The organism is Pseudoalteromonas sp. S1609 (assembly GCF_005887255.1).
GTDB lineage: Bacteria > Pseudomonadota > Gammaproteobacteria > Enterobacterales > Alteromonadaceae > Pseudoalteromonas.
The window spans coordinates 1-248 of record NZ_PNDJ01000321.1 but is presented as its reverse complement, the minus strand read 5'-3'; the positions used below and the strand labels follow the sequence as shown (position 1 = coordinate 248).

Here is a 248-nt window from a genome sequence, read left to right as displayed (position 1 = left end):
TATGACCGTGTTTCTTGTGCCAATCGATATCCACATTTTTGAAATTGGCGCTGATGATTAAAATGACACTCTCAATGCTGGCCATATAAATCGTGGCATCCAGGCCGCTACCGTGCTAATTGCAAGCGTTGGCTCACCAGTTGATATGTATAATGAAGGTATTTCAGGTGCTTTTCGCTGGCTGTACGCCATTATAGAAGCAATAAACAACCGCCTCGAGTGTGCGGTTGTTTGAAGATTTAAAAGCC

1 protein-coding gene is annotated in these 248 nt (G+C 43.5%); it reads right to left on the bottom strand.

Annotation, left to right across the window (positions count from 1 at the left end; genetic code table 11):
- Window positions 1-57: 57 nt before the first annotated feature.
- Window positions 58-248, bottom strand: a 191-nt coding sequence (locus CWB76_RS20215) for a hypothetical protein (RefSeq protein WP_212751305.1), incomplete at its 5' end; no start/stop codon positions are given.